This is a genomic window from Nonomuraea sp. NPDC050680, assembly GCF_040654555.1.
Classification (GTDB): Bacteria; Actinomycetota; Actinomycetes; order Streptosporangiales; family Streptosporangiaceae; genus Nonomuraea.
Genome location: NZ_JBFAIF010000002.1, coordinates 401,514 through 423,588 on the forward strand (window position 1 = coordinate 401,514; position 22,075 = coordinate 423,588).

The following is a 22,075-nucleotide window of genomic DNA, read 5'->3' on the forward strand; positions in this document are numbered from 1 at the left end:
CGGTTCTTACAAACGCCTTGACGTGCCGCAATATCGAGTATCAAATGGATCACTTACGGTTGTCGGCCAAGGCGAGCAATGCGGCGGTAAATGCCTCTACCGGGGGCTTCACCAGGCCCGCACCGACCTGGCCGGTGCCCGCCACGCGGCCCGCGATACCGGTGTTGACGACGGGCAACACGCCGGTCCTGGCCACCAGGGTGATGTCGATGCCGACCGGCGTGCCGCGGAAGCCGAGCCCCGGGATCTGGTAGGCGGGATGCTCGGCCAGCGTGATCTCGTACATGGACCGGGTCGCCGCCACCGCGTCCGCCACCTCGCCGCCGACGAACCGCACGATGGCCGGGGAGGCCGCCATCGCGAACCCGCCCAGGCCCGACGTCTCGGTGATCGTGGAGTCGCCGATGTCCGGGTTGGCGTCCGCCGGGCCGTACGCGCCGAGGTAGAGCCCGTCCGGCACGCCCGCCGGCCCGGTGAACCACCGATCGCCCAGCCCGGAGACCTGTACCCCGAAATCGGTGCCGTTGCGGGCCATGGCGACGACCATCGAGGAGCCGGGCACGTTCCTGGCCGCGTCAGTGCTCACCTTGCCCGCGGCCATGGCGGCGTTCAGGAAGAAGTGGTCGTTGCCGTTGACGAAGCGCAGCACCTCGGCGGCCCTGCCGGCCGCGGCCTCGACCACCCAGGGGGCCAGCTCGCGCAGGAACAGCGAGGTGGCCGCGCGGTTGCGGTTGTGCAGCTCGTCGCCCATCTGCAGCGCCTGCGCGATCATCGCGCGCAGGTCGATCGCGCCGCCCAGTTCGATCGCGGCCGACAGGACGGGCCCCAGCACCCGGTCCATCCACCGCAGCCGCTCCAGCACCTCGGGCCCGTAGGCGCCATAGCGCAGCACCTTGCCCAGGCCCTCGTTGAGCGAGCAGTACGCCGTGCCGCCGTGCTCGGCGTCGCGTACCTCCAGCATCCACATCGACGGGCTCACCACACCCGCCATCGGGCCGACCGTGGCGTGCCGATGGCAGGGCTCCAGGCGTACCCGGCCGGAGGCCAGCTGCTCCTCGGCCGCCGGCACGTCGCGGGCGTACTCCTCGAGCAGCATCGCGCCGATCAGCGCGCCGCGCATCGGGCCCGACGCGCGCTCCCAGTCGATGGGCGGACCCGCGTGCAGGAACATCCGCTCCGGCAGGTCGAGCACCTCCGAGGCCCGCCGTACCCCGACGAGCTGGGGGCGGGCCGAGGTCAGGCGGCCGACGGCCCGTTCGTTGGCCGCGGGCAGGCGCGGGTCGGCGAGCACCCGCGCGAGCGCGTCCGCGGTGCCGGGCAGGGGCGGCCGCCATGCGACGGCGGTCGTCGGCACGGCCTGCGCGTCGAGCGACTCCTGAAGGAGGCCGGCGCCGACGGTGATCACGTGGGGTGGACCGGAGAGCAGAGTCAAAGGAGGTTCCTGGCGTGCCGGGCGGCTTGGGCGTTGGAGGTGAAGACGGTGGCGCCCGCCTCGCGGAACGCCGCGGCCTGCCGGTGCAGGCCCTGAGGGTCGCCCTCGGTGCCGATGAGCGCGACGACGACGGTGGCGCCGTGGTGGGTGGCGTGGGCGACGGCCGAGGCGAGGGAGGCGGCCGGGTCTGGGTCGGCGCCGTGGCCGAGCACGACGTCCATGAGGATCACGTCGCCCGGCTCCACCTGGGCCAGGGCCTCCAGGCGGAGCGTCGGGTCGATCATCGGATGGGCGCGGCCTCTGGTGTAGGCGTCGTCGCCGTAGTCGGTGAACTCGCCCGCCCCGGCGATCAGGCGCGCCTCGGCGCACAGCGTGCCGCCGGAGTAGACGCCCTTGAGCTTCGTGTACGACGATGTGGGCGACCAGCCGGGCCAGGACTCCCAGGCGGGAACGGACCTGCCGAGAGCACGCAGCGCCTCCTCCGCGGCCGCCGTCAGATCGCGCTCCCCGAGCAGCGCTGAGACGACCGGCGTGCCCAGCCTCTCCACCACCTCCTGTACGGCCCGCGCCACCGCCGGGTCGGGCGGCTTGGAGACCAGCACGATCAGCTCGGTGGCGGGGTCGTCGTCCAGCATGCGCAGCGCCCGCATCGCCGACAGCCCGCCCACCTCCGCCGACAGGTCCCTGCCCCCCACGCCGAGAACATGGCTGACCCCCGCGCCCGCCTGGTCGAGCAGGGACGTCACCTGCTGTGCGCCGGTGCCGGAGGCCGCGACGACGCCGATCGGGCCCGGACTGAGCACGTTGGCGAAGCCCAGCCCCACCCCGGCGATCACGGCGGTGCCGCAGTCTGGGCCCATGACCAGTACGTCGCGCTCCTCGGCCAGCAGCTTGAGCCGCCGCTCCTGGGCGACCGGCACGCCGTCGCTGAAGATCATCACAGGCAGTCCCGCGTGGACCGCGTCGAGCGCCTCGCAGAACGCGTGCTCTCCCGGAACCGACACGAGCACCAGGTCGGCCGGGCTCCTGGCGGCTGAGAGGGTGGTGAGCGGGGGTTGGTCGGCGGCCGACTGGCTCCGGGAGGCGGACAGCCGGGCCAGGGCGTGGTCGAGCTCGCCGGTGGCGGTGTCCACGCTGTCGCCGCGCAGGGCCACGAGCAGGTCGCCCGGGTCGGCGGAGGGCAGGTCGAAGCCCAGGTCGCGGGCCAGGGCGAGGTTCAGTTCCGTGGCCATGGCGACGATGGCCACGTGCATGCCGGGCAGGTCCGACAGCGAGCGGCTCACCCGCATGAGGGTGACGGAGTCGTGGTAGACGCCCTTGCGCAGCAGCACCGCGTCGCGGGTCACCCGGTCACGCTCAGGGCCTGGTCCGGGCTCGGGACCTCTGGGGCCTGGTCCGGGCTCGGGACCTCTGGGGCCTGGTCCGGGCTCGGGGCCTCTGGGGCCTGGTCCGGGCTCGGGGCCTCTGTCATGGCCAGGACGGCGGCGAGGCCGATGGAGATGCCCTGGAGCAGGTCGGAGCCGGAGGTGTGGCCGAGCCGCCGCAGCTGCCGCCGCGCCGGTTCGAGCTCCTGCCGCCCGGCGATGCCGCGCAGCACGGCGATCACCTCGGGGCCGGCCTCGCCTCTGGCCGCGCAGTGCAGGAGGGTCGCCGAGATCGGCGTCGTACGGGTGCGGGCGTCGTACGTCACGGTCGCGGCCAGCCAGTCCGCCAGCCACACCGCCCGCTCCGCCCCGGCCGCCGCGCCGAGGTGCCTGAGCGTCACCAGCAGCCCGGCCAGCACGTCGTCCCCGCTCGGCGTCAGCCCGGGACCGAGGCCGACCAGCCGCTCGGCCGCCGTCACCGCGTCCAGCAAGCGGCCGCTCGCGCAGCCGGCCGCCAGGAGCTCGATGGCGTCGTTGCCCGCCAGTCCCGGCTCGCCGGGGGTCAGGCGAGGGGCGGCCTGCCTGAGCCGTACGGGATCGACCCGGCCGAGCGGCGGGGCGGGATCCCACCAGCGGCGCGCCCGCACACTCAGCCGCCCCAGCTCGATCGAACCGTCGCCCACGGCGGCCTCGTCACCCACGGTGACGCGCGGCAGCTCGGCGGCCAGCAGCACGGAGTTGGGCAGCCGCGTCGCCGCGCCCGTGATGACGGCCAGCACGGACGGCTCCAGCTCGGTCCTGACCTCCAGATACACCCCGGCGGGGAAGACAGCCAGCACCCGCGCGGGGCTGCGCGGCGCCTCCAGCACAGGGCGTACCGCCGCGCTGGCCGCTCCTGTCACATGGGTACGCGGGCGCCTCGCATGAATACCGACGGTCACCGAACCTCCCTACCGGCTCTGGACCTGACCGTAGAACGTGCCGCACAACCGTCCGTACGGAGAAATTTGCCAAGAGTCAGCGTGAAGGTTGGCTCTTCCTGACAGACCGCTTCTAGGGTCACAATCTCCACATGGAGCCCCCAGTCCGTCTCGCCAGCACGGGAACGATCACCCACGGCGTCTCGGTGGGGGAGGTGCTCGGCGTATCGACCCTCGCGGAGGCCCGCCTCATCGCGGGGGAGAGCGGGCTGGGCCGCATCGTGCAGCGCCTCAACGTCATGGAGGTGCCGGACATCCTGGCCTGGGTCAAGCCGCACGAGTTGCTGCTGACCACCGGCTACCCGCTGCGCAACACTCCCCAGTCGCTCGGCCGCCTGGTCGCCGACCTCGACGAGCGCAAGCTGGCGGCCCTGGCGATCAAGCTCGGCAGGTACGTGGACAAGCTGCCCGACGAGATGGTCGAGCAGGCCGACCGGCTCGGGTTCCCGCTCATCCTGCTGCCCAACGACGTCGGCTTCGACGACATCCTGAACCAGGTGCTGACCGACATCCTCAACCGCCAGGCCGCCGTGCTCGCCCGCGCCGAGGAGGCGCACCGGGCGCTGGTCCAGGTGGTGCTGGCCGGCGGCGGGCTGGACGAGGTGACCGCCGAGGTGGCCGCGCTGCTCGACGTGGCGGTGGCGGCGGTGGACGGCGGCGGGCGGGTGCTCGCCACGGCGGGGCCGGCCGACCACGTGACCCTCCTGTGGGAGTCGATCGCGCACGAGGGACCGCCACTCGTCCCCGCCTCGGGCCGCACTCCTTCCGGCAGACCCGCTTCCGGTACGGCGGGCCGTACGCGCGCGTTCGCCTCCGTGCCCGTCCTCGCGGGCGGCCACCACCACGGCCGCATCGTCGCCTACAGCCCGGCCGGGACGCTCCGTGACAGCGATGTCGGCATCCTCGAGCGGGCCGCGACCGTCGCCGCGCTCGTCGTCACCAGGCAGGAGGCGGTCAACGCCGTCGAGAGCAAGTACCGGGCCGACTTCCTGCGTGACGTGCTCACCGGCCGGGCGGGCACGGCCGAGCGCGTCACGGCGCGGGCCAGGGCGTTCGGCTGGGATCTGGAGCGGCCCGTCACCGTGCTGGTCGCCGAACTCGACCCGGACGGCGACGAGCGCGCCACCCAGGACCGCCTGGTCGCGTGCTGGGTCGCGGCGATGCGCCGCCACGACCCCCAGGGCGCGGTCGCCGGCTTCTCGCACGAGGTGGTGGCCGTGCTGGACGCCACGGTGGACGCCGCCAGGGTGGCCAAGGACGCCGCCTCCGCCTTCGCCGACGTGCCGCCCGCCACGTTCTCGACCGGCACCTCCCGCCCGTCGCCCGGCGTTGACCTGCTGCCCGAGGCGTACTCGCAGGCCCTGAAGGCGGCCCGCGTCGGCCGCCAGCTCCATGGCCCCGGCGCGGTGGCCCACTTCGACCAGCTGGGCGTGTATCGGCTGCTGTCGCTGGTGAACGACACGGAGGAACTGCACGCGTTCGTCCGCGAGACGCTGGGCCCGCTGGCCCTCGACGACGACGCCGAGAACTCCGACCTGCGCAGGACCCTGCAGGTGCTCCTGGAGACGAACCTCAACGTGGCGGAGACGGCCAGGCGGCTGCACTTCCACTACAACACGCTGCGCTACCGCATCGGCAAGCTGGAGCGCCTGCTCGGCAATTTCACCGACGACCCCCACCTGCGCCTCAACCTGACCCTGGCCCTGCACGTGCTGCGCATGCGGGGCATCTAGGCTGAGTGGTCGTGGACTTCGAACTGCGCTCCGACTTCATCCCGCTGTGTGACCTGCTGAAGTACTGCGGGGTCACGGAGACGGGCGGCATGGCCAAACACCTGATCGCCGAGGGGCTGGTGTCGGTGGACGGGGAGGTGGAACTCCGGAAGACCTGCAAGATCCGGACGGGGCAGGTGGTGACGGGGGAAGGGTTCTCGATCCAGGTGCACTGAAATCCGAACCCTCCGAAGGTAGTGCGCGACCACTCCTCTGGTCAGGAAAGCGAATTTGGCAGATCATGCCCGTGTACGAGCACGCCCACGGGCCTAATGTGCCCGCAACGGCAGCACGAATCTCGAGCGGGATGCGGAAGGAGCCTGCGGGGCGGCACTGGAAGCGGCAGCCCGGGTGAAGAGGGGCTCACATGGTTTTCGGTTGGACCAAACACGGCGACGGCAAGCATCTGGCTCCCGGAGAGGTCGTCAAGCCCGACGAGCGGCTGACCTGGCCGCGCATGATCGGGTTCGGCGCGCAGCATGTGATCGCGATGTTCGGCGCGACGTTCGTGTTCCCGCTGGTGATGGGGCTCAGCCCCAATGTCGCGATCATGATGTCCGGCGTGGCCACGATCATGTTCCTGCTGATCGTGAAGGGCAAGATCCCCAGCTACCTGGGCACCAGCGCGTCGTTCGTGGGCGGTGTGCTGGCCATCAGGGCGGTGTTCGGCGGTGACACCCCTGGCGCCGATGCCATCGTGACCGGCGCGATCCTGGTCGTCGGGTTCGTGCTCGCGCTGGCCGGGCTGGCCGTGCACTTCCTCGGTGTGCAGATCATCCACCGGATCTTCCCGCCGATCGTCACCGGCGCGGTGGTCATGCTGATCGGATTTGGGCTGGCCTACGTGGTGGCGGACGTCTACTGGCCCAAGGACCAGTGGATGGCGCTGATCACGATGCTGGTGACGTTCGTGATCGTGGTGGCGTTCAAGGGCTTCATCGGGCGCATCGGCATCCTGCTCGGCCTGATCGTCGGCTACGCGCTGTCCTGGGTGGCCGACCGGCTCTTCGGCCAGGTTCCCGCCTACACCGACGGCGCGCTCACGATCGCCCCGCACCTGCGCGTCGACTTCTCCAAGCTGGAGGCGGCGCCATGGTTCGGACTGCCGCCTTTTCATCTGCCAGACTTCAAGGTCTCGGCCGTGCTGCTCGTGCTGCCCGCGGTGATCGCGCTGATCGCGGAGAACATCGGTCACGTCAAGGCCGTGGGAGAGATGACGCGTACCGACGTCGACCCGTACATCGGCCGCGCCATCGCCGCCGACGGCCTGGCCACCGTGGTCACCAGCGCCGTCGGCGGCTCGCCCACCACCACCTACGCCGAGAACATCGGCGTCATGGCCGCCACCAAGGTCTACTCCACCGCCGCCTACTACATCGCCGCCCTCATCGCCATCCTGTTCGGGCTCAGCCCGAAGTTCGGCGCGCTGGTCTCCGCCACTCCGGAAGGCGTTCTGGGCGGCGTGACCGTCATCCTGTACGGCATGATCGGCCTGCTCGGCGCCAAGATCTGGATCGAGAACCGGGTGGATTTCGCCGACCCGGTCAACATGGTCCCCATCGGTGCGGGCATCATCCTGGCGATCGGACCGGTGAAGCAGTTGATCAGCGGCGACTTCCGGCTGGAGGGCATCGCGTTCGGCACGATCGTCGTGGTGGGCGGCTACCACCTGCTGCGCGTCATCGCCGGGCGGCCCGCCGAAGCGGCCGCCACAGACAGGGGGAGCGAGGCCGGGTGAAGCCGCCGCCCTTCGAACACCACGCGCCGCGCGACCTCGGCGAGGCCCTGGACGTCCTCGCCGAGGTGGGCCCGCGCGGCAAGGTGCTCGCGGGCGGCCAGAGCCTGATCCCCATGCTCAACATGCGGCTGGCGGCGCCCGAGCATCTGGTCGACATCAACCGCGTCGAGTCGCTGGCCACCCTCGACCTCGCCCCCGAAGGCGTCACAGTGGGCGCGCTGGCCAGGCACGCCCAGGTGGAGCGGCTGGCCGGGCATCCGCTGCTGCGGCAGGCGCTCCGGCTGGTCGCCCACCCGGTGATCCGCAACAGGGGCACGGTGGTGGGCAGCCTGGTGCACGCCGACCCGGCCGCAGAGCTGCCCGCCGTGCTGGCGCTGCTCGGCGGGTCGGTACGGCTGGCCCGGCTGGAGGCCGCCGAGGGCGTGGTGAGCCGGGAGGTGACGGCCGCCGACTTCTTCGTCGGGCCGATGGAGTCGGCCGTCCAGCCGGGCGAACTCGCCGTTTCCGCATATTTCCCGACGCCGCCGGAACGGTCGGGTACGGCCTTCCGTGAGGTGGCCAGGAGGCACGGCGACTACGCCCTGGCCGGAGTGTGCGCGGTGGTCACACTGGACGACGACCTGCGCATCATCGCCGCCCGGGTGGCCTGCGTCAGCGTCGGTCCCGTGCCGGTGGTCGTGGACGTGGGCGGGCCGTGCGAGCGCCGTCCCGCCTCCAGCGTCGACTGGGCGGGTGTGGCGCGGGCCGTACGGGAAGAGGCCGAGCCGGACGATGACATCCACGCGAGCGCCGCGTACCGGCTGCATCTGGTCGGCGTCCTCGCCGAGCAGGCGCTGAAGGACGCGGCCCGTGAGGCGGCTCTCAGGGACCCGGCCCGTGAGGCGGCGGGACCGTGGGGTAGCAGCCCAGGAGGTACGTGAGGGAGGCCGGATTGGAGCGCGAGCGCGAGATCACGCTGGTGGTGAACGGAACCGCACGACGGGTGCGGGTGCCCGGCCGGCGGCTGCTGTCCGACTGCCTGCGCCACGACCTCGGGCTGACCGGCACGCACGTGGGGTGCGAGCACGGCGTGTGCGGCTGCTGCACGGTGCTGCTGGACGGCGAGCCGGTGCGCTCGTGCCTGACGTTCGCGGTGACCGTCGACGGGAGCGAGATCACCACGGTGGAGGGGCTGGCCGGGGCGGACGGGATGTCGGCGGTGCAGCGGGCGTTCGCGGAGTGCCACGGGCTGCAGTGCGGCTTCTGCACGCCGGGCTTCCTCTGTACGGTGACCGCGCTGCTGCGCGACAACCCGGCGCCCACCGACGAGGAGGTGGTCGACGGCATCTCCGGCAACCTGTGCCGCTGCACCGGCTACCAGAACATCGTGAAGGCCGTCCACCGGGCGGCGGAGCTGATCGCCGAGGAGACCTAGGGATGACCACCAGGCTGTTCGGGGAGCCGGTCCAGCGCCGGGAGGACCCCAGGCTGCTCACCGGCGGCGGCCGCTACCTCGACGACCTGGGCTCCGGCGCGCTGGCCGCGGCGTTCGTGCGCTCGCCGCACGCCCACGCCCGCGTCCGCGACGTCGACGTGAGCGCCGCGCTCGACGTGGACGGCCTGGTCGCCATCTACACCTGGGAGGACCTGCCCGAGCGGGTGGGCCGGCCCCTGCCCCTGTTGATTCCGCATCCCGCGCTCACCCACGGCCGCACCGCCTACCCCCTGGCCAGGGACGTCGTCCGGCACGTGGGCGAGCCCGTGGTGATGGTCGTGGCCAGGGACCGCTACCTCGCCGAGGACGCCTGCGCGCTGATCGAGGTCGACTACGAGCCGCTCAAGCCGGTCGTGGGCCTGGAGGAGGCGGTCCAGGGGGCGCAGCTCGTCCACGAGGACGTACCGGACAATGTGGGCGCCCACCTGGTGCAGGAGGTGCCGAACGCGGCGGGCCGGAGCGCCCGCGAGGCCATCGAGGCGTCGCCGCACACGCTGAGCTTCCGGCTCGACATCGAGCGCAGCGCGAGCATGCCGCTGGAGGGCCGCGGCGTGTACGCCCGGTGGGACGGCTCCGACCTGCGCGTCTACACCAGCACCCAGACCTCGACCAGCGTCCGCATGGCCGTCGCCGCGACCCTGGACCTGCCCCTGCCGCACGTCGAGGTGATCGCGCCCGACGTGGGGGGCGGGTTCGGGGTGAAGATCGTGCACCCGTGGCCGGAGGAGATCCTGGTGCCGTGGGCGGCGATGCGGCTCGGCCAGGAGGTCAAGTGGACCGAGGACCGGCGCGAGCACTTCATCTCCTCCGCCCACGAACGGGGTCAGGTGCAGCACGTCAGGGTCGGCTTCGACGACGACGGGGTGGTCAACGGGCTGGACGTGACGATCCTGCATGATCACGGCGCCTACACGCCGTACGGGATCATCGTCCCGATCATCACCTCGACGCAGTTGCTCGGGCCGTACCGGATCGGCGCCTACCGGGTCGAGTTCTCCGCCGTCTACACCAACACCGTGCAGGTCACCCCGTACCGGGGGGCGGGGCGGCCGCAGGCCGTGTTCTGCATGGAGCGGACGATGGACAAGATCGCCCGTTACCTGGGCAAGGATCGCACCGAGGTGCGCGCGGCGAACTTCATCCGGCCCGACGAGTTCCCCTACGACCAGGGCCTGATCTTCCAGGACGGACGCCCGCTGATCTACGACAGCGGCGACTACCCCGAGATGCTCCGCATGCTCAAGGAGCTCATCGGCTGGGACGACTTCGAGCCCGGCCGGCACCGGGGCATCGGCATCGGCTGCTACGTCGAGGGCACCGGCGTCGGCCCCTACGAGGGCGGCCACGTCCAGATCACCTCCGACGGCCGCGTGCACGTCTCCACGGGGCTCACCTCGCAGGGGCAGGGACACGAGACCGCGTTCGCCCAGATCGCCGCCACCGAGCTGGGCGTGCCCATCGAGCGGATCTCGGTCGTCACCGGCGACACCCGCAGGTTCGGGTACGCGGTCGGCACGTTCGCCTCCCGCGCGGCCGTGGTCAGCGGCAACGCCATCGCCCTGGCCTGCCGCAAGGTGCGGGAGAAGGCGCTGCGCATCGCCGCCGAGGCGCTGGAGGCCGACCCGGCCGACCTGGAGATCGCCGACGGCCTGGTGCACGTCGTGGGCACCCCGTCCGCCTCGATCCCGCTGTCCACGGTCGCGGTCCTGGCCAACCCGCTGCGGTACGCCTTCGACGAGGAGGCGGCCAAGGCCACCCAGTTCTCCGGCATCTCCTCGCCCGACAAACCGCCGGTGGCCGAGGGCGACGAACCGGGGCTGGAGGGCCGTGACTACTACTCGCCGATCAGGTCCACGTTCGCGGCCGGGATGCACGCCGCCATCGTCGAGACCGACCCGCTGACCGCCGAGATCAAGGTCCTGCGGTACGCGGTCGTGCACGACTGCGGCCGGCTGATCAACCCGATGATCGTGGAGGGGCAGATCCACGGGGGCGTGGCCCAGGGCATCGGCGGCGCCCTGTACGAGCGGATGGTGTACGACGGGCACGGGCAGTTGCTCAACGCCTCGTTCATGGACTTCCTGATGCCGTACGTCACGGAGATCCCGCACATCGAGACCGCCCACCTGGAGACGCCGTCGCCGCTCAATCCGCTCGGCATCAAGGGGGCGGGGGAGGCCGGGGTGATCCCGGTCTCGGCGGTGATCGCGGGGGCGATCGAGGACGCGGAGGGCATCGAGATCGACCGCATGCCGATCTCGCCGTCGGAGCTGTTCGACCTCAGGAACCTCGCCGGACAGGATGCCGAGCCGGGCACCCAACAGGACGCTTAGCCCGGCACCTAGGCGGGAAGGCGCGCTTCCCGTGGCGGCGTGCGATGATCGGCGCCGTGACGATCCATGACGAACTGCGCGCACCCGGCGCGGGCCTGACCACGTTCCCCGGTTCGGACCCCGCCGAGCTCGGCGGAGTCCGGCTGATCGACCTGGCCTGGAACGAGCTCGCCGACCTCCCCGCCTGGTTGGGCGGTCTGACGTCGCTGGCGGAGCTCCGGCTCGACGGCAACCGCCTGCGCTCGCTGCCGGACCTGGCGGGACTCACCGCGCTGCGGGCGCTGCACCTCGACGGCAACCTGCTGACCGAGGTGCCCGGCTGCCCGCCGTACCTGGAGACGCTGTCCCTGTACGGCAACGCCATCGAGAGGCTGCCCGAGCGGCTCGGCGGCGGGCTGCGGCACCTGGCGGCGGGCGGCAACCGGCTGACCGGCGTGCCCGACGCGCTGTGGAAGCTGACCCGGCTCGAATCGCTCAACCTGGCCGAGAACGCACTCACCGAGGTGCCCGCGGCGATCGGCGGGCTGACCCGGCTGCGCATGCTCGACCTCGGGCACAACGACCTCGCCGCCATCCCGCCGGCGATCGGCGACCTGGGCCTGACCGACTATCTCTATCTGAGTGACAACCGGTTCACCGAGGTGCCCGCCGCGATCGGCCGGCTCGACCGGCTCGCCTACCTCAACGTGACCGACAACCGGCTGACCGGCCTGCCTGAGGCGCTCGGCCGCATGGCGTCGCTGGTCGAGCTGCGGCTCTACAACAACCGTCTGGAGAGGCTGCCCGGCTCCATCGGCGGGCTGGGCCGGCTGCGGGAGCTGCACCTGCAGGGCAACCGGCTGGCCGCGCTGCCTGACTCGATCGGCGGGCTCGGCGAGCTGCGCGTGCTCGACCTGCGGAACAACCAGCTGCGCTCGCTGCCCGGTGCCGTCGCGGGGCTGGCCCGGCTCACGCACCTGGATCTGCGTAACAACCGGCTCAGGACGCTGCCGGAGAGCCTCGGTGAGCTGCCCGCGCTGGAGAAGCTCGACCTGCGCTGGAACAAGCTCGACGGCGAGCCTGACGCGCTGCGCCGCCTGGCGGAGCGGGGCTGCGTCGTCCTGCGCTGAGGTCGCCGGTCGCTTCTTGGCCCGAGGTCTCGGATGAATCTCGGTTTAATCTCGGCCGGAGTGAACCCCACCTACGGGGGTTGCGTATCTCGGCACATGACGACATTTCCACGTCTGGCCGCTACTGCGCTGCTGGTCGGGCTCGTGGCCGGTTGTACGAACGCCAGTGGTTCCGTAGGAGCCGGCCAGAGTGCCGCGATGGCCGGGGGCGAGCCCATCGTGCAGAAGCCCGCCACGGTCGACAACAACGTCTACACCGTCGAGCAACTGGCCGAGAAGGTCGGGTGCAAGCCGAAGATCCAGGTGAACGCCACGGATCTTCGTACGGGCTTCTGCAAGACCCAGGACGGCGAGTTCTTCGTGAACACGTTCGCCACCCAGGCCGGCAAGGACGCCTGGATGGACACCGCGCCCGAATACAACCCGCACCTGGTCGGCAACCGATGGACCGTGCTGTCCAGCCGCAAGGTGCTAGACGCGTTGAAGGAGCGTCTCCACGGTGAGCTCCATCTCAAGGACCACAGGACCAAACAGATGCAGCCTAACGGCTGACGGAGGGCTGGGAAGGCGGTGGGAGTCCTCCCAGCCTCAGCCGTTCAGCCTCCGGTCGCCAGCTTGTACTGGGCCCAGATCTCCATGGGGGCCGCGACCCTGTCGAGGAACATCAGATCGTCCATCCGGCAGTTACAGGGGTTGTTCTCTCTGGTGTTCTGCGGATAGCTACCTCCGATCTTGATGCCTCTGGGGTCGCTGGCCGAGGTGAGATCGGGCTCCGGCGCTCCCTCCACGCCCCACGGATCACCCGTGAGCGTGTAGAAACCGTCGAGCGGGCGGCCGTTCTTGTAGAGCTTCATCGCGGCGTTGTCGTAGTCGAACGTGGCTGCCAGGAAGACCCATTCGTCCTGCGGAAGCACGCTCTGCCACGGCTCGCTCGCGGCGAAGGTCTGGGAACTGCTGCCGTCGACGCGCCTGCCCAGCGCGACCACCCGCAGTTCCCCGTTGACCGTGATGAGTTCGAGCAGCGCTCTGACGTCGTGGCCCTGGGAGGTGCCGGTGAGCACCCCGGCCAGCCCGATCGCTCCGTAGCGGTCGGCCGGGTCCGCGGTGTTGGAGTTGGGGCTGGGGTTCTCGCCGGTCATCTTGAACCAGCCCATGACGGTGGCGCCCTTGACGGCGTTGAAGGCGTGGAGGGTGGGCACTCCGGTCTCGGAGTAGATCCCGGCCTTCCAGTCGTCGTTGCCCGTCGTGGCGGGGTTCACCTGCTGGAGCTGGATCGATTGACGGCTGCCCCGATGCGCGCCGTCGCCGTTGCGCATGGCGGCACCGCCGTTGATCAGCGTGAGGTCCGTGCCCGATCTGCCCTGGTCGCGTTCCTGCGCGGGGTTTCCGGGGACCGGGTGTTCGAAGTCGTAGGCGGCGATGAGGTTGGGGCGCAGCGTGGGCAGGACGCCGGGCCGGTCGTGGGCGGCGGCCGGAGTGGCGACCGTCGCCGTCAGGACGAGAGCCAGCACCGGGGCCAGATAGCGGTGCCTCATGGCGTCGCCGTCATGCGGGCGCCGGTGACCTTCCAGATCTTGCCGTTGGCCTTGGACAGCAGGTAGAGCTCGCCCGCGCCGTCGCGGCTCAGGCGCAGGTCCACCCGGGCGTCCCCGGCCAGATCCTTCATGGTGATCGTGGCACCGCTCGCGTTCACGAGCTTGGGCTGGTAGATCGTGGCGCGCGGGGCGCCCTGCCTCATCTGGCCGGCGATCGTGAAGAAGACGCGGCCGTCGACGATGTCGCCGAACAGGTACTTGCCGTAGAGCAGGGGCAGCCGCGAGCCGCGGTAGACGAATCCGCCGGCCACCGCGTGACCGCTGTCGGCCGTGCAGGAGTGGCCGGGCGGCGGGTCGTGGTCGTAGGCCGCGACCGGGTAGGTGTAGCCGAACGACGCGTCGTTGTCGGGCAGCGTGTACAGATGGCAGCGGTCGGCCTTGTTGAACACGAAGGAGCCCTCGCGCTCGCTCCAGCCCAGGTTGTCACCGGCCTTGATCTCGTAGATCGCCTCGATGGCGTGCTCGCCGATGTGGCCGACGAACAGCCTGTTGCCCTGCGGGTCCCAGCTGAAGCGGTGCGGGTCGCGCATGCCGTACGCGTAGATCTCGCCGATCGCGCCGGCCTTGGTGACGAACGGGTTCTTGGCCGGGATGCCGTACTTGCCGTTGGCGGCGTTCGTGCCCAGGGGGTCGATGCGCAGTACCTTGCCCTGCGGGATGGCGAGGTTCTGCGGGTCGTCGCTCGACGAGCCCCGGCCGCCGTCGCCCGCGGCGACGTAGAGCAGGCCGTAGTCGGCGTCCCAGCGCTTCGCGTACGGGTTGAAGTCGATCTGCTGGATGCCGTGGATCTGGCCGTTGACGCCGAGCCTGAGCACCTCTCGGCGGGTGCCGCTGAAGGTGTCGGCCTTCGGGTTCGTGGCCGTCCACTCGGTGATCACACCGTGGAACTTGGTGTCGGGCTGAGGCGTCAGGTCCGGCGTCTTGGTGGTGAGGGCCGCGCCCCACTCGGTGTGTACGGTGTAGAACTTGCCGTTACGGGCGAAGTCCGGATGGAAGGCGACGTACCCGAACCCGGATCCCAGACCGCGGCCGGAGAGGAAGTCCGGCGCGAACGTGGCACCGACGTCGAGGTACTCCTGCGGCTGGCCGTTCTTCAGCAAGTACAGCTTGCCGTTGAGGTCGTTGACGAACTGGCGGTGCGACCCGTCGGGGATCTCGCCGAGGTTGTTGATCCTGGCCCAGCGCATCAGCCGCTGGTCGGTGGGGGTGGGGACCGGCTCGGTCTTGGGGAAGGTGGCGTATTCGGTCAGCGTCAGCGTGAGACCGGACGCGGTGGGATTTTCCGGAATGGGATCGTCGATCGGGGTCGAGTCCATCGCGGCTGCCGGCGGCGCCCAGAGCGCGGTCGCCAGCAGTGCTGCTAAGAGGTACCGGAGAGGGGATTTCGGCATTCCTGTGCACCACCTGAGGGGTTGTTGGAAAGCGCTTACCAGGGACGGTAAAGGGGAGAAGTGGGGGGAGTCAAGAAGAGTGACGTCAGGGGTTCTCGGTGCTCGACGCAGGGGGTCAGGGCTGGGAGCGGTCGGCGCGGGCCGGTGTGCCGGTGACGGTCAGGTTGCGCACCCGCCCGATGTTGTCGAACGAGCCGAAGCCGACCCGGCCCGAGGTGAACGTCCGGTCGGTGGCCGTGATCAGCGGTGTCGTGGAGCCGTCCATGAAGACCTCGATGCGGCCGGTGTCCGTGCAGTAGCGGACGCGGACCTTGTGCCACGCCTCATCGGTGACCGCGGGCGGCGCGCCGACCTGGCCGTTCCACTGGTCGTCGATGCGCAGGCGGTCGGCGTTGTTCACCACGAAGATCCCGTTGTGGGGATAGATGGTGTTGTCCTGCGACAGGTGGGCGTAGTCGAACTGCAGGTCGGAGCGGTAACCGAAGACGATGATCACGTCGCGGTTGCTGACGCTGGTCGGGGTGTCGAGCCGTACCTCGGCATCGATCTGCACCGAGCCGAAGACGGGGCCCTTGGTCAGCACGGCGTACTCGAAGGGGCGGCGCGGGCCGGGGCGCGCTTCCCCGGCTTCGGCGAGGATCACCTGGTCGCCGGGGAACTGCCACTTGGCGGGGGTCACCGGGGCCCAGCTGGTGGCGGCGTTGGTGTTGCGGACGGCCGTACGGCCCAACGTGCAGTCGCGAGCCTTCGCGGCGGCCTCCACGTGGTCGGCGGCGTGGGCGGTGGGCGCGATGAACTGGGTCAGGGCCAGCACCAGTGCGAGCGCGCACAAGCGGACGAATGTGGGCATCGGAATCCTCTCAGTGGGGGAGGGGGTGGATCCGAGCGGTCAATCGTTGTGCGTGGCGGCCCCCAGCAGATCGCGGATGTGGCCTGTCGCGGCGGCGAAGGCGGGCTGGGACATGGTCGCCGCGTAGTCACGTACCCGCGGCAGCGCCACGTCGATGATCTCGGAGATCGTGCCGGGCCGCGGCGTCATGACGATCACCCGGTTGCCCAGGTAGACCGCCTCGGCGATGGAGTGCGTGACGAGCAGGACCGTGGTCTCGGTCTCGTGCCAGATGCGGTGCAGCTCGACGTTCATCTGCTCTCTGGTCAGGGCGTCCAGCGCGCCGAACGGCTCGTCCATGAGCAGCACCGGCGGCCGGTGCAGCAGCGCGCGGCACAGCGCCACCCGCTGCTGCATCCCGCCGGACAGCTCATGCGGCAACGCGTCCTCGAAGCCCGTCAGCCCGGTCATCTCGATCAGCTCGTCGGCCCTGGCGGCGGCCTCCTTCTGCGGCATGTCGCGCATCTCGGCCTGCAGCAGGATGTTCTTGCGCGCCGAACGCCACTCCAGCAGGGCGGCGCGCTGGAAGACGTACCCGACGTCGTGACGCGGGCCGCCGACCGTGCCGCCGAGCAGCCGCACCGCGCCCGCCGACGGCTTGAGCAGCCCGGAGACCAGCTTGAGCAGCGTCGACTTGCCGCAGCCCGACGGGCCCACGATGGACACGAACTCGCCGGGGCGGACGTCCATCGACACGTTCTCCAGCGCGACCACGTCGCGCTTCTTCGATCGGAACCGCACCGCCACCTTGTCGATCTCGACGGCGGGGGTCTGTTGCGTCACGGTCATCCCTTCGGCGCCACGCTGGCGTCCCAGTAGGCGCTGGGCGCCTGTGGGTTGGAGACCAGTCCGGCCTTGGCGAAGGTGTCGATCGTCTTCTGCCAGTCGCCCTCGGTGTTGACGCCCGGCGCCTGTCCCTGGGTGGCGTCGGTGTGCAGCAGCGTGGTCGTGGTCTTGAACTGGTCGAGCAGCACCTGGGCCGGCGGCAGCTGCTCCGAGGCGCCCTTCATGGCGTCCACCGCGGCCTGCTGGTCCTTCTCGGCCGCCGCCCACGCCTCGCTGGTGGCCGCGACCATCCGCTTGACCAGGTCGGCCTTGCTCTGCAGGAAGGACGACGAGGTGAGCAGGCCGTTGCTGTAGTAGTTCAGGCCGAACTCGGAGAAGCGCAGGTACGCGACCGGCTTGCCGGCCTTGTTCTGCATGGTCGGGCCCTGGTCGGAGGCGTAGCCGAGCAGCGCGTCCGTCTGCCCCGACATGACCGCCGCGATCTTGCCGGCCGGGTCGGTGTTCTGCAGCTTGACGTCGGCGTCGCTCATCCCGTTGGCCTTGAGGAACACCGGGAACGTCCTGGTGAGCGCGTCACCGGCCGTCGAGGCGATCGTCTTGCCCTTCAGGTCGGCCGGCTTGGTGATGTTCTTGTCCTGGAAGAACTGCACCGAGGCCGGGGTCGTCTGCAGGAAGACGCCCAGGCTCTTCACCGGCACGCCCGAGCTCACTCCGCCGAGCAGCGCGGGGGTGTCGGCCCAGCCGAAGTCCGTCTGGCCGGCGCCGGTGGCCTGGACGGTCTTCTGCGAGCCCTGCCCGGCCTGGATCGTCAGGTCGATGCCGTGCTTTTCGAAGATGCCCTTCGTCTTGCCGTAGTAGAAGGGCGCGTGCTCGCCGTACGGATACCAGTTGAGGGTGAGCGTGGCCTTGTCGAGCTGCTTGCCCGACGAGCTGGTGGTCTTCTCGCCGCCGCCGGAGCCGCACGCGGTGGCGAACAGGAGCAGAGCCGGGGCTATGGCGGCGATCAGCGTGCGTGTCTTCATGGCGTCCTCAGTGGAGTGGCGTCCTCAGGGGGTGACGTCATCGGCGGGGTGGCTCCTCAGTACGTGACGGTGACGGCGTCGCCGCGGCGGCTGGCGTGCCAGGGCAGCAGCAGCCGCTCGGCGAACTCGACGGCGGCGAAGAGCACGACGCCGAGCAGGGACATGACGAGGAGTCCCGCGAAGAGCATGGGCGTGTCGATGTTGCCGTTGGCCTGCAGGATGACCGAGCCGAGCCCGTCGTTGCCGCCCACGAACTCGCCCACGACCGCTCCGGTGACGGCGAGCGTCACGGCGACCTTCAACCCGGAGAACAGGAACGGCAGGGAGGCGGGAAACCTGATCTTGACGAAGGTCTTCGCCGGGCTCGCGCCCATGGTCGAAGCCAGCTGGAGCATCTCCGGATCCACCGACTTCAGGCCGGTGACCATGGAGATGACGACGGGGAAGAACGCGATCAGCACGGCGACCACGATCCTGGGCGTCAGCCCGAACCCGAGCCAGACCACGAACAGCGGGGCGATCGCGATCTTCGGGACGACCTGCGCGAACAGCAGCAGCGGGTAGAGGGTCTTCTCGACCTCCGCCGAGGCCACCATCAGCACGGCCGCGGCGATGCCGACGACGACGGCGATCGCGAAGCCGAGCACCGTCTCGTAGCCGGTCACCAAGGTGTGGTGGGCGAGGTAGCCGGCCTTGTCGGCCATCACCTGGAGCGTGACTCCGGGGGAGGGCACGAGGAACCTGGGCACGATCTCGAACTCGGTGATCGCCCACCAGATCGCGTAGCAGGCGGCGAGCAGAGCTAAGGGCCGCCAGGAGCGGTCCGCCAGTTCAACGATGCGGTCGCGCGAGCTCGGACTCTCGCGCCGCACGATTCCATCAACGGTCTGTACCACGATCGAAGGTATCCCCTCATCGCGTTCCATCAGGCCATATGCGAGAAAGCGCTATCTGAAAGCGCTTTCCTGCGGTACGCTAACCCGGCATGGTCCAGGGGTCAATGGTCGTTAACTTCCTGTTACAGGAGGGCGAGTGGCCGATCGAGTTCACGTCACTCTCCGGGATGTGGCCTTGGCCGCCGGAGTCTCCTCAGCCACCGCCTCACGTGTCCTCAACGGCACCGCCAAGGTCCGCGAAGACCTGCGCGAGCGGGTCGAGGCCGCCGCCTCCGAGCTCGCGTACACGCCGAACGCCCACGCCCAGGCCCTCGTCCGGGCCTCCAACGAGACCGTCGGCGTCATCTGCCACGACGTCAGTGACCCCTACTTCTCCGGCATCGCCAGGGGCGTCATGCGCGCCGCCGCGCAGCGCGACCTGCTGGTGATGCTGGCCAGCACGTTCCGCGACAGCACGCGCGAGGTGGCCTACGTCTCCATGCTGCGCGCCCAGCGGGCCCGCGCGATCCTGCTGATCGGCTCCGGCTTCGAGGACCGCCGCTGGGAACAGGCCATGGACGTCGAACTGCGCCCCTACCTGAACGCCGGCGGCCGGGTCGCCGTGGTCAGCCGGCACCGCAGCCTGCGCGTCGACACCGTACTGCCGGAGAACCGCGAGGGCGCCGCCGCCCTGGCCCGCGCGCTGCTCGCCCTCGGCCACCGCCGCTTCGCCATCCTGTCGGGCCCGGTCGGCCTCAGCACCGTCGTGGACCGAGTCGGCGGCTTCCGCGACGCCCTGGCGGCGGCCGGGGTATCGGTCGACCAGATCGAGGAGGGCCCGTTCAACCGCGAGGGCGGCTACGCCGGAGCGTCCGCCCTCTTGGACCGCGGTCTCGACGCCACCTGCCTGTTCGCCGCCACCGACGTGATGGCGGTGGGGGCGCTGGCCGCCTTGCGGGAGCGCGGGCTGCGAGTGCCGGAGGACGTCTCGCTGGCGGGCTTCGACGACATCCCCGTGGTACGGGACCTGACCCCGCCGCTGACCACGGTGTCGCTGCCGCTGGAGGAGATGGGGGAGCGGGTGATCGCTCTGGCCCTACGGGAGGGGAGCCGGGGACGAAGGCGAATCGAACGAGTGCCGGGAACGGTCATCTTGCGCGCCAGCACCATTGGGCCGCCCTAAAGGGCCTCCGCTTCGCTCCGGACATTCGCCCCCGGCCAGGCTCAGAGCTTGGCGGTGATGATCGGCGCCAGGCGATCGGCGATGACCCCATGGCCGCTGTCGTTCGGGTGGACGTTGTCTGACATGTTCGCGCTGGTCAACCAGCCTTCGGTGGGGACGTAGTAGACGTTCGCGTCGCCCGCGGAATTGCGAGCGGCGACCGCGGTTCGCGTCTGCGCGGCGTACCGCTTGGTGAAGGTCTCCATCGCGAAGATCGCCGCCGCGGGGTACGCCGCCCTTACCTCCTGCAGCAGGTGGGTGTACGACGTCTGGAAAGTGGTGGTGCTCACGCCGTGCCCCACGTCGTTGGTGCCCAGGTTGATCACCACCGCATTGGCCTGGTAGCGGGAGAAGTCCCAGTTCGGGGTGCCGGCGTTGGGGTTGAGCTTGGGAAAGCTCGCCTCCAGGCCGACGCAGCCGTCCGCGGTCGCCACCAGGCAGGCGCCGCCCTGGGCGATCTGGGTGTGCCTGACCCCGAGCCGCTCGCCGATGAGCCAGCCATAGGCGGTCAAGGCGTTCTTGGAGGTGGTCGTGCCGACGGTGATGGAGTCCCCGACGAACTCGATCAGCTTGGGCGGGGCCGCGGCCGCGTACGTCGTGGCACCCGGGTCGAGTTCGAGGCCCTGGAAGACGGCGTCACCGTGATAGGACCCGGCGACGACTCGGTAGGAAAGGCGTAAGGTGTGGTTCCCCGCGGCCAGCGGCGTCGGGGTGAGGCTGACCGTGCCACGTACGTTCTGGATGTAGCCCCACCCGCCGCCGTCGATGCTGTAGTACAGATCGATGGTGTTGCGCTGGCTCAGCTTGACCGTCCTGCCGGTGAAACCGGTGGTGAGATAGGCGCCCGCCCAGTACGGCACGTACGCGGTGGGGACGGAGGTGTCCCACCGACCGGTGAAGGAGATGTTGGCGTCGGTGGGGGAGCCGTCGCCTCTCGCCGCTTCGGCCCGCGGCGTGATCGCCATGACCAGGGCGACGATGAGCGTGCTCAGCAGCAGCCGGGTCCTCATGAGAGTCCGATCTTGGATGCGACGATGGGGGCGAGCCGGTTGGCGGGGCGCCCTTGCCGATGACCGTGCCGACGCATAGGGGAAGCACGCGGACTCCCAGAGCGAGAGAGGATATGGGGTTCCGGCTCGCCCCGTTCGTCACGGGCGCGGCGCGTAGTAGAGCACTTCCCAGCGGCCTGGGCGCCTTCCGTCAGTGGACTCGAAGTCAGGAACGATCGTCAATGAGACCGCCTGCGCGGCGCCCGATGGCTCGTCTCCGGGCAGGTCGGGGGCGCGCCCCCGGTGAAAGTTTCAGACTGCGCGGAGGGGCCTTGGGCAGGTGTTCACCTCAGATCTCGAGCCTAGGTCAGGCGCCACCCTGTGAACGCCGGCAGAGGGCAGGTCACTGGTTGTTGCCCTGAGCGAGGTGAAACGATGGGGGCATGGGTGCTGCGACCAGTTCTCCCTGCGTGTTCTGCGAGATCATGGCGGGCCGAGCGGAAGCGAGCATGCCCTACCAGGATGATCTGGTGGTCGTGATCATGGATATCAATCCCGTCGCTCCGGGGGATGCGCTGGTCATTCCGCGCGTCCATGCTGTCGGATTGCATGACCTCGACGAGGAGACCGGGATCCACATGTGGCGGATCGGCCATCGGCTGGCGTGCGCACTGCGCCGCTCAGGCCTCCGCTGCGAGGGCGTCAACATGTTCCTCGCTGATGGTGCGGCGGCGTTCCAACAGGTCTTCCATGTGCATTTGCATGTGTTTCCGCGTTACGACGGGGACGGGTTCAGGTTGCATGTGGTCACGACCGTGAGAGAGCGTCATTTGCTGAATCAGGACGCGTCGATCCTGCGAGAGGCGATGAATGGACCTCAGACCATTGCTTCCAGACGACCTTGATCTCGAACGCTGACCATCACGCAGTTACCGCTGTCCGTCGGCAAGCTCATCCTCGACGAGGACCTGTCGAACATCTCGCTGTACGGCCTGCTGGACCGCAAGTACGGCGTCCAGTTCGCGACCGGGCAGCGGTCGACAGAAGCCGGCATCGCGAGCGAGGCGACGGCGTCGCTCGGATGTGCCGTTTCGTAGCCACGAT

The 22,075-nt window shown here is 70.2% G+C and carries 21 protein-coding genes; 11 read left to right on the forward strand and 10 right to left on the reverse strand.

Features of this window, described 5'->3' with window-relative positions; all coding sequences use genetic code 11:
* Positions 1-49: 49 nt before the first annotated feature.
* From AB0H88_RS08350 to AB0H88_RS08360, 3 genes are read right to left on the reverse strand one after another with little or no spacing between them, the layout of a single operon-like run.
* Positions 50-1,432, reverse strand: a complete 1,383-nt coding sequence (locus tag AB0H88_RS08350) for a DUF1116 domain-containing protein (protein ID WP_357642606.1) — start codon at positions 1,430-1,432, stop codon at positions 50-52.
* Entirely contained in the window at positions 1,429-2,778 is a 1,350-nt protein-coding gene (locus tag AB0H88_RS08355) for an FdrA family protein (RefSeq protein WP_357642607.1), read from the reverse strand. Before AB0H88_RS08355 ends, AB0H88_RS08350 begins: the two co-directional genes overlap by 4 nt.
* On the reverse strand, positions 2,775-3,737 hold the full coding sequence (locus AB0H88_RS08360; RefSeq protein ID WP_357642608.1) for a DUF2877 domain-containing protein: 963 nt from the start codon (positions 3,735-3,737) through the stop codon (positions 2,775-2,777). Before AB0H88_RS08360 ends, AB0H88_RS08355 begins: the two co-directional genes overlap by 4 nt.
* A 131-nt stretch (positions 3,738-3,868) precedes the next feature.
* Between AB0H88_RS08360 and AB0H88_RS08365 the strand changes: the two genes are divergently transcribed.
* From AB0H88_RS08365 to AB0H88_RS08400, 8 genes are all read left to right on the forward strand, one after another.
* Positions 3,869-5,509: a PucR family transcriptional regulator ligand-binding domain-containing protein gene (locus tag AB0H88_RS08365; RefSeq protein ID WP_357642609.1), complete on the forward strand. Its 1,641-nt coding sequence runs from the start codon at positions 3,869-3,871 to the stop codon at positions 5,507-5,509.
* An 11-nt stretch (positions 5,510-5,520) separates the two neighbouring features.
* On the forward strand, positions 5,521-5,724 hold the full coding sequence (locus AB0H88_RS08370; RefSeq protein ID WP_357642610.1) for an RNA-binding S4 domain-containing protein: 204 nt from the start codon (positions 5,521-5,523) through the stop codon (positions 5,722-5,724).
* A 191-nt stretch (positions 5,725-5,915) separates the two neighbouring features.
* Complete coding sequence (locus AB0H88_RS08375) at positions 5,916-7,286, forward strand: solute carrier family 23 protein (RefSeq protein WP_357642611.1); 1,371 nt, start codon at positions 5,916-5,918, stop codon at positions 7,284-7,286.
* Positions 7,283-8,206: an FAD binding domain-containing protein gene (locus tag AB0H88_RS08380; RefSeq protein WP_357642612.1), complete on the forward strand. Its 924-nt coding sequence runs from the start codon at positions 7,283-7,285 to the stop codon at positions 8,204-8,206. Before AB0H88_RS08375 ends, AB0H88_RS08380 begins: the two co-directional genes overlap by 4 nt.
* Positions 8,203-8,700, forward strand: a complete 498-nt coding sequence (locus tag AB0H88_RS08385) for a (2Fe-2S)-binding protein (RefSeq protein ID WP_357642613.1) — start codon at positions 8,203-8,205, stop codon at positions 8,698-8,700. Before AB0H88_RS08380 ends, AB0H88_RS08385 begins: the two co-directional genes overlap by 4 nt.
* A gap of 2 nt (positions 8,701-8,702) precedes the next feature.
* Positions 8,703-11,093, forward strand: coding sequence for an aerobic carbon-monoxide dehydrogenase large subunit (gene cutA, locus AB0H88_RS08390; protein ID WP_357642614.1), 2,391 nt, complete (start codon positions 8,703-8,705; stop codon positions 11,091-11,093).
* Between the two features lie 56 nt (positions 11,094-11,149).
* Positions 11,150-12,202, forward strand: coding sequence for a leucine-rich repeat domain-containing protein (locus tag AB0H88_RS08395; RefSeq protein WP_357642615.1), 1,053 nt, complete (start codon positions 11,150-11,152; stop codon positions 12,200-12,202).
* A 96-nt stretch (positions 12,203-12,298) separates the two neighbouring features.
* Positions 12,299-12,754, forward strand: a complete 456-nt coding sequence (locus AB0H88_RS08400; RefSeq protein ID WP_357642616.1) for a hypothetical protein — start codon at positions 12,299-12,301, stop codon at positions 12,752-12,754.
* A gap of 44 nt (positions 12,755-12,798) precedes the next feature.
* Here the strand turns inward: AB0H88_RS08400 and AB0H88_RS08405 are convergent, their stop codons facing one another.
* From AB0H88_RS08405 to AB0H88_RS08430, 6 genes are all read right to left on the reverse strand, one after another.
* Positions 12,799-13,737, reverse strand: coding sequence for a hypothetical protein (locus tag AB0H88_RS08405; RefSeq protein ID WP_357642617.1), 939 nt, complete (start codon positions 13,735-13,737; stop codon positions 12,799-12,801).
* A complete protein-coding gene (locus AB0H88_RS08410; protein WP_357642618.1) occupies positions 13,734-15,188 on the reverse strand; it encodes a PQQ-dependent sugar dehydrogenase in 1,455 nt (484 codons plus the stop codon). The genes AB0H88_RS08405 and AB0H88_RS08410 overlap by 4 nt, the downstream gene beginning before the upstream one ends.
* 115 nt (positions 15,189-15,303) lie before the next feature.
* Positions 15,304-16,038 (reverse strand): hypothetical protein, encoded by a 735-nt coding sequence (locus tag AB0H88_RS08415; protein ID WP_357642619.1) that lies wholly within the window; start codon positions 16,036-16,038, stop codon positions 15,304-15,306.
* A gap of 39 nt (positions 16,039-16,077) precedes the next feature.
* Positions 16,078-16,860, reverse strand: a complete 783-nt coding sequence (locus AB0H88_RS08420; protein WP_357642620.1) for an ABC transporter ATP-binding protein — start codon at positions 16,858-16,860, stop codon at positions 16,078-16,080.
* A 2-nt stretch (positions 16,861-16,862) separates the two neighbouring features.
* The gene (locus tag AB0H88_RS08425; protein WP_357642621.1) at positions 16,863-17,885 is read right to left on the reverse strand and encodes an ABC transporter substrate-binding protein; all 1,023 of its coding nucleotides are present in this window, start codon (positions 17,883-17,885) and stop codon (positions 16,863-16,865) included.
* A 56-nt stretch (positions 17,886-17,941) separates the two neighbouring features.
* Entirely contained in the window at positions 17,942-18,757 is an 816-nt protein-coding gene (locus AB0H88_RS08430) for an ABC transporter permease (protein WP_357642622.1), read from the reverse strand.
* A gap of 160 nt (positions 18,758-18,917) precedes the next feature.
* Here AB0H88_RS08430 and AB0H88_RS08435 point away from each other — a divergent pair, with 160 nt between their 5' ends.
* The gene (locus AB0H88_RS08435) at positions 18,918-19,943 is read left to right on the forward strand and encodes a LacI family DNA-binding transcriptional regulator (RefSeq protein WP_357642623.1); all 1,026 of its coding nucleotides are present in this window, start codon (positions 18,918-18,920) and stop codon (positions 19,941-19,943) included.
* A gap of 41 nt (positions 19,944-19,984) precedes the next feature.
* Here AB0H88_RS08435 and AB0H88_RS08440 read toward each other — a convergent pair whose 3' ends face one another.
* Positions 19,985-20,992 carry a GDSL-type esterase/lipase family protein gene (locus tag AB0H88_RS08440; RefSeq protein WP_357642624.1) on the reverse strand — a complete coding sequence of 336 codons (1,008 nt, stop codon included), beginning with the start codon at positions 20,990-20,992 and terminating at the stop codon, positions 19,985-19,987.
* A gap of 422 nt (positions 20,993-21,414) precedes the next feature.
* Between AB0H88_RS08440 and AB0H88_RS08445 the strand changes: the two genes are divergently transcribed.
* Both AB0H88_RS08445 and AB0H88_RS08450 read left to right on the forward strand, forming a co-directional pair.
* The gene (locus tag AB0H88_RS08445; RefSeq protein WP_357642625.1) at positions 21,415-21,876 is read left to right on the forward strand and encodes an HIT domain-containing protein; all 462 of its coding nucleotides are present in this window, start codon (positions 21,415-21,417) and stop codon (positions 21,874-21,876) included.
* Positions 21,877-21,891: 15 nt separating this feature from the next.
* Positions 21,892-22,068 carry a UTRA domain-containing protein gene (locus AB0H88_RS08450; protein WP_357643152.1) on the forward strand — a complete coding sequence of 59 codons (177 nt, stop codon included), beginning with the start codon at positions 21,892-21,894 and terminating at the stop codon, positions 22,066-22,068.
* Positions 22,069-22,075 lie beyond the last annotated feature (7 nt).